This window comes from Streptomyces sp. NPDC002265 (assembly GCF_040296125.1).
Lineage (GTDB): Bacteria > Actinomycetota > Actinomycetes > Streptomycetales > Streptomycetaceae > Streptomyces.
This window is the reverse complement of the sequence record NZ_JBEOWS010000446.1, coordinates 1-6,678: the sequence shown is the minus strand read 5'-3', so window position 1 is coordinate 6,678 and position 6,678 is coordinate 1. Positions and strand designations below refer to the sequence as shown.

Genomic DNA, 6,678 nt, shown 5'->3' with positions numbered 1-6,678 from the left:
TGCGTGGGGAGAGCCAGCGCGCCGGTGCCGCGCTTGATGAGCTCGTTGGCGATGATCAGCCGCTGGATCTCGGAGGTGCCCTCCCAGATCCGGTCCACGCGCAGCTCCCGGTAGAGCCGCTCCACGGCGTACGCACGGTCGTAGCCCCGCCCGCCGTGTATCTGCAGGCACCGGTCGATCACCCGGCCCGAGGCCTCGCTGGCGGCGAGCTTGGCGATGGAGGCCTTGGCGTGCAGGGTCTTGCGGTCCTCCGCACCCGCCTGGTCCACCTCCCAGGCCACCTGGTGGGTGTAGGCGCGGTTGACGGCGATGTCCACGGCGCAGTCCGCGAGCATGCCCTGGACCAGCTGGTACGTGGCGATCGGCGCGCCGAACTGCTCGCGCTCCACGGCCCAGTCACGGGACAGTTCCAGGGCCCGCTCGGCCGCGCCGGTGGTACGGGCCGCGATCATCAGGCGCTCCTCGGTGAACCAGGAGCGGGTGATGTCGTATCCCTCGCCGATGCCGCCGAGCACGGCGTCCTCGTCGACCTGGACGTCGGTGAAGGTGAACTCGGGGTGCTCGTAGACGAAGGTGTGCATGAAGCGCGGCACGCGCGTCATCTCGATGCCCGGGGTGTCCTTGTCGACCAGGAACAGCGTCGGTGCGCGCTCCGGACCCGCCGCCGCAAGGACGATCATGAAGTCGGCGTGGTCGCCGACCGTCACGAACCACTTCTCCCCGTTGAGCACCCACCCCCGGTCGTTCTTCGTCGCCGTGGTGGCGATGTTCTGCGGGTCCGACCCGGCGCCGCGCTCGGTGACCGCGTAGCAGTCCCGGCGCTCACCCCTGATGACCGGGACCAGGAAACGCTCGCGCTGCTCGGGTGTGCAGAACCGCAGCGCGTTCGCGGGCCGCCACACCATGTCCCACAGGGCGCCTGTCAGTCGGCCCAACTCCTCCTGGACGGTGACCTGTTCGGCGATGGTGAGGCCCGCGCCGCCCCATTCGGCAGGCATGTTGACGGCCTGGAGGCCCGCGTTCAGGACCGCGTCGCGGATCTCGGTGTGCGCGCTCGCGGGCAGCCCGTTGTCCTCCTCGCACCGGTTCTCGTAGGCGGCGATGAAGTCGGTGAGGGCACGCGCGTCGGCCTTGAGCTGTGCCTGGCGCGGGGTGAGGCGGAAGTCCATGGAAGTCCTCGCTGTGTGGTGGTCCGGCGTGGGCGGGGTCAGTGCGTGGGGAGAGCCAGCGCGCCGGTGCCGCGCTTGATGAGCTCGTTGGCGATGATCAGCCGCTGGATCTCGGAGGTGCCCTCCCAGATCCGGTCGACGCGCAGCTCCCGGTAGATGCGCTCGACGGGGTAGGAGCGGTCGTAGCCGCGGCCGCCGAAGATCTGCAGGCACCGGTCGGCGACCCGGCCGGCCGCCTCGCTGGCGGCGAGCTTGGCGGTGGAGGCCTTGGCGTGCAGGGTCTTGCGGTCGGTGTGCGGCTGGTCGGCCTCCCAGGCGACCTGGTGGGTGTAGGCGCGGTTGACGGCGATGTCCACGGCGCAGTCCGCGAGCATGCCCTGGATCAGCTGGTAACCGGCGATGGGGGCGCCGAACTGCTCGCGCTCCACGGCCCAGTCACGGGCCAGATGGAGGGCCCGCTCCGCGGCGCCGACGGTGCGTGCCGCGATCATCAGGCGCTCGTCGGTGAACCACTCCTTGGTCAGTTCGTAGCCGTTGCCGACGCCGCCGAGCACGTCCTCGTCGGCCACGAAGACGTCGGTGAAGGTGAACTCGGGATGCCCGTTGACGGCGGAGTGCATGAAACGCGGCACGCGGGTCATCCCGACGCCGTGAGCGGCCTTGTCCACGAAGAACAGCGTGGGCAGCCGCTCGGGGCCCGCGTCCGCCTGCACCAGCAGGAAGTCGGCGATGTCGCCGCAGGTGACGAACCACTTCTCGCCGTTCAGCAGCCAGCCGCCCTCGGTGCGCGTGGCCGTGGAGGTGCCGGAGGACGGGTCGGATCCGGCGCCCGGCTCGGTGACGGCGAACGCGTCGAACCTCTCCCCGCGGATCACGGGCAGCAGGTACTTCTCGCGCTGCCGTTCGTCGCCCTGGGCCAGGACGTTCGCGGGCCGCCAGGGAATGTCCCACAGGCAGTTGGTGGCCTTGCCGAACTCCTCCTCGACGATGACCTGGTCGAGCAGGCTGAGCCCGGCGCCGCCCCATGCGGCGGGCATGTTGATGGCGTAGACGCCGGCGTCCATCGCGGCCCGGGTCAGTTCGGTGACCAGCGCCTGCGGCAGGGGACCGCCGGCCTGCTCGGACTGGTCCTCGTAGCGCATCAGCAGCCGGGCGTAGTCGGCCGCGCGCCGCTTCAGGTCGGACTGTTCGGGGGTGTAGCGCATGTCCATGGTGACCACCTCTTCGGTCGGGGGAGGGCGGGGGCGGGCGGGGCGCCCGGGCGGGTACGGGGTGTCGCTCGGGCGGGTACGGGGGTGTCGCTCAGTCGAGGACGGCGCGCGAGTCCAGGGCGAGCGCACCGCGGGGGCCGACGAGGAGCGGGTTCACCTCCAGCTCGGCGATCTCCGGGTGGGCGGCGGCGAACGTGGTGATCGTCTCGATGGCCGCGGCGGCCGCGGCGACGTCGACGGGAGGCCGGCCGCGCACCCCGTCGAGCAGTGCGGCGGTGCGCAGTCCGGGCAGCAGGTCCAGGGCGCGGTCGGCGGTCACCGGCGCCAGGGTGAAGGCGACGTCGCGCAGCGACTCGGCGAGCACCCCGCCCAGGCCGACCATGGCGACAGGGCCGAACCGCGGATCGCGGTTGACGCCGACGATCAGCTCGATGCCGTCGGACAGGTCCGCCATGGCCTCCACGGAGTAGGCGGGCGCGCCGAGCCGGGCGTGCATCTCGCGGAAGGCGGCCAGCACCTCGTCGGTCCCGGCCAGACCGAGGGCCACACCGCCCGCGTCCGACTTGTGCAGCAGGTGCAGGGCCTTGAGCACGTACGGGCCGGGGAACCCGGCGACGGCGGCGAGCAGTTCGGACTCGTCGTGGACCTCCCGGGCGGTGGGGAAGGCGAGGCCGGCCGCTTCGAGGGCCGCGCGGATCCGCGTGTACCCGGTCTCCTCCATCGGCGCGGCGGGCGGGGGGAGGGGGACGATGCCGGGCGCGGTACAGCCGGCCACCGTGGCGGCGAGGGCACGCGCGGCGTCCTCGGTGGCGTCGAAGACGGGGATGCCGGCGGCCGCGAGGGTGCGGCAGCTGGGGGAGCCGGGATACATCGACTGCACCACCAGCGGTTTGGCGGTGGCGCTGTGCCGGGCGGCGATGAGCCGTGCCGCCTCCCGCTCCCCGTCCGCCAGCGCCGTACCGCCGCCGCCGAGACCGCCCTCGGAGGCCGCGTAGCCGCCGAAGTAGCCGGTCATCAGCACGGCGTCGACCTCCTCGGCCGCGAGCAGCGCCTCGACGGTCGCCGCGTACGAACCGGGGTCCTGCTCGCCCATGCCCGCCAGGTCCACGGGGTTGGCGACGGCCGACTGCTCCCACAGCACCTCGCGCAGCCGCTCCCGGGCCGGCGCGCCGATCTCCGGCACCGAGAGTCCCGCGGCCTCCACGGCGTCGGCGGCGATCACGCCGTGGCCCCCGCCGTCGGTGAGGACGGCGACCCGGCGGCCGGCACCGCGCCGCGGTCCGGCCGACGCGGCGAGCACGACGGTGAGTTCGCGCGGGGTGGCGACCAGTTCCACCCCGGCGTCCCGGCAGGCCGCCGTCACCACGTCGGCCGAGGTGGTCAGCGCCCCGGTGTGCGACTGCGCGCTGCGCGCCGAGGCGTCGCCGCGCCCGGCGGTGAGCAGCACCACCGGCTTGCCGGCCACGGCCGCGGCCTCGGCGAAGGCACGTCCGTCCGCGAAGTCCTCGGCATAGACCGCGATCGCCCGGGTGTCCTCGTGCCGGGCGCAGTCCGCGAGCAGGTCGACGAGGGTGACGTCGGCCTGGTTGCCCAGCGACACGAACCGGGAGAAGCCGAGGCCGTGCGGGGCGAAGCGCAGCTGGAGTTCGAGGGCGAGGTTGCCGCTCTGGCTCAGGAGCGCCACGCCGCCGGGCGTGAAGGTGTCGGAGGCCAGGAAGAGGTCCGTCGTGTTGTCGGCGATCCCCAGGCAGTTGGGGCCGACCATGACGGCTCCCGCGGCCCGCACCCGTTCGGCGACGGCCTGCTGGCGTGCACGGCCGGCGGTGCCGGTCTCCGCGAAGCCGGCGGTGATCGCGACGATCGCGCGTGCCCCGCACTCCAGGGCCTCGTCGACGGCCGCCTCGAAACCGGCGGCGGGCACGCAGACCACGGCCAGGTCGACCGGCTCGCCGATCGCGCTCAAGCTCGGTGCGGCGGTGCGGCCGAGCACCGTACCGCCCCGCCGGTTGACCAGATGGACGGGACGGCGACCGTTCGCGCGGACGGCCTGGGCGGCTATGGCGTGGCCGTACTTGGCGGGGTCGTCGCTGGCGCCGACCACGGCGACGGAGACCGGGTCGAAGAGGGCCGAGAGGTCACGTCCCATGTCACTTCACCAGCCGCAGCGCGGAGTTGGGGCAGGCGGCGACGGCGGCCACGGCGGCGTCCTCGCCGCCCGGCGGCACGGACGTCTCGATCAGTTGCGCGTAACCGAAGTCGTCGAGGTCGATCAGCTCGGGCGCGGGTTCGCGGCACAGGCCGTAGCCCTGGCAGAGAGTGGCGTCCAGCAGCAGTTTCATGGTGCGGCCCTTTCTGGGAGGTGAGCGGAGCGAGGGAGGGCGTGTCAGGGCACGGCCACCAGGAATCGGCGTCCGTCCTCGGGGGCCGCCGCGCCGGCGCAGCCGGGACAGTCCCGGTGTTCGTCGAGACGGTCGGGGAAATGGGTGAGGAGGCTGGCGGCGATCCGCGCGGCGGCGTCCAGGAGCCCGCAGGCCCCGCGTCCGGGCAGCTGCCCGGACCAGCGCCGCAGCCTGTCCGCAGTGCCCGGGTCGGCCGTGCCGCGGGCGACGGCGGACAGGGCCCCGGCGAGCGCCCCGGTGCCGGAGACGCACACCCCGCACTGCCGGGCGCTCTGGGCGGCGAGATAGGCGGTCGCCTCGCTCGCGACGCCGACCGGACAGTCCCCGGGGTGCAGGAAGTACAGGGCCCCGCAGCCGAGTGCGCCACCGGCGGCGCGCAGCCCCTCCAGGTCGAGCGGCAGGTCCGCCCAGCCCGCGCCGTGCAGTCCGCCGAACAGTCCCCCCAGCAGAACGGCCTCGGCCTTGCCGTGCCCCCAGCCGTCGGCGAGGGCGTCCAGGCGGGTACCGGCGGGGACCTCGGCCAGGGCCGACCGGCCGTCGGACCCGGACAGGGTGACCAGATGGGCGCCGGCGACCTCGGCGGCGGCCTCGGGCCGGGAGTGCAGCAGGGCGACGCGGGCCAGTGTCTCCACGTTGGCGACCAGGGTCGGCGCCCCGCCGACGCCGCGTTCGAAGGGGCGCGGGGGTTTGGCCGTAGGCAGCGCCGGACCGCCGTCGATCCGCCGTACGACCGCGCTCTCCTCCCCGGCGACGTAGGAGTGGGGCGTGCGTACGACGTCCACCCGCAGGCCGGCGGGCCGCTCGGCGAGGGCCCGCAGCACGGCCTGCTCGGCCTGGGCGTCGGAGAGGTAGACGCAGCCGCGCCCGGTACCGGTCACGGCGGCCGCCAGGCGCAGGCCGTCCAGCACCAGGTGCGGCCGGTATCGCAGCAGCCAGCGGTCCTTCACGGAGCCCGGCTCGCCCTCCTCGCCGTTGGCCACGACGACGGGCGTGCCGGGAGCGTCGCGGACGGCGCGCAGCTTGACGGCCGCGGGGAATCCGGCGCCGCCCCGGCCGCGCAGCCCCGCCGCGCCGATCCGGTCGAGCAGCGTGCCGGGAGCGGACACCGGCGCGTACCCGCCGGTGGCGAGGTAGTGGGAGGAGTCCTCGTACGAGGAAGGGCCCCCGGCGCTGCCGGGCGGCCGGGCGAGCAGCCCGTGCCGCCCTTCGGGGAGGAGGGAGAATACGCCGGTCACACGGTGCTCCAGTGCTCGCCGCAGCGGGATCTCAGGCGGTCCACCGCGCGTTCCAGGGCCTGCCGCTGGGCCGTGGTCCGGTCGTAGCCGGAGCCGGGCAGGCCGATCAGCATCCGGTGGTGGTCGAGGACCACCTCACCGGCCAGCAGCGCCGGTCCGGGACCGGCCGGCCCCGGCTCCTCGGCGGCGGCCACCACCAGGTCGGTCACCTCGCCCAGGTAGCGCAGCCAGCTTCGCTGCGTGCCGCGCAGCACCAGCCGCTCGACGTGCCGTCTCTCCTCGGCCGCGAGGAGCGACGGCGGCCGGCCGGCCGCCGGGGCCCGCAGGGCGGCCACGGCCGAGGGGAGTTCCTGTTCGGGCTCCGGTGTGAGACCGAGCCATGCCAGATGTCGGCGAGCGCTCATGTGCGTGCCTCCGGGGGCGCTCCCCGCTCCCGGCGGGGGAGCGGGGTGGCGCGGCGACGGCGTGACGGGGGATGCTCCGCCGCTCGCTGTGCGTGGCGGGGAGCCGTGCGGAGTACCGGCCGGGGCCGTGTACCGCGTGACGTGCGGCTGTCCTGATCGGGAGGGCCGGGCTGCGCGGATCGGTGGTCCGCGGGCGGCCGGGACGACCCACCGCTGTCCCTGCGGGGTCGGCCCGTCCGCCTGCAGCGTGACTAACTAAC

General features: G+C 74.5%; 6 protein-coding genes. All 6 read right to left on the bottom strand.

The window, feature by feature from the left end:
- A partial coding sequence (locus ABT085_RS42040) for an acyl-CoA dehydrogenase family protein (RefSeq protein WP_351621109.1) occupies positions 1-1,169 on the bottom strand: 1,169 nt, incomplete at its 3' end.
- 38 nt (positions 1,170-1,207) lie between these two features.
- Positions 1,208-2,380 carry an acyl-CoA dehydrogenase family protein gene (locus ABT085_RS42035; RefSeq protein ID WP_351621106.1) on the bottom strand — a complete coding sequence of 391 codons (1,173 nt, stop codon included), beginning with the start codon at positions 2,378-2,380 and terminating at the stop codon, positions 1,208-1,210.
- Between the two features lie 91 nt (positions 2,381-2,471).
- A complete protein-coding gene (locus ABT085_RS42030; protein ID WP_351621103.1) occupies positions 2,472-4,526 on the bottom strand; it encodes an acetate--CoA ligase family protein in 2,055 nt (684 codons plus the stop codon).
- A 1-nt stretch (position 4,527) separates the two neighbouring features.
- Positions 4,528-4,719 (bottom strand): ferredoxin, encoded by a 192-nt coding sequence (locus ABT085_RS42025; protein ID WP_351131889.1) that lies wholly within the window; start codon positions 4,717-4,719, stop codon positions 4,528-4,530.
- A 44-nt stretch (positions 4,720-4,763) separates the two neighbouring features.
- On the bottom strand, positions 4,764-6,014 hold the full coding sequence (locus ABT085_RS42020; RefSeq protein WP_351621100.1) for an NADH-ubiquinone oxidoreductase-F iron-sulfur binding region domain-containing protein: 1,251 nt from the start codon (positions 6,012-6,014) through the stop codon (positions 4,764-4,766).
- Positions 6,011-6,418 carry a hypothetical protein gene (locus ABT085_RS42015; RefSeq protein WP_351621097.1) on the bottom strand — a complete coding sequence of 136 codons (408 nt, stop codon included), beginning with the start codon at positions 6,416-6,418 and terminating at the stop codon, positions 6,011-6,013. Before ABT085_RS42015 ends, ABT085_RS42020 begins: the two co-directional genes overlap by 4 nt.
- Between the last annotated feature and the right edge of the window lie 260 nt (positions 6,419-6,678).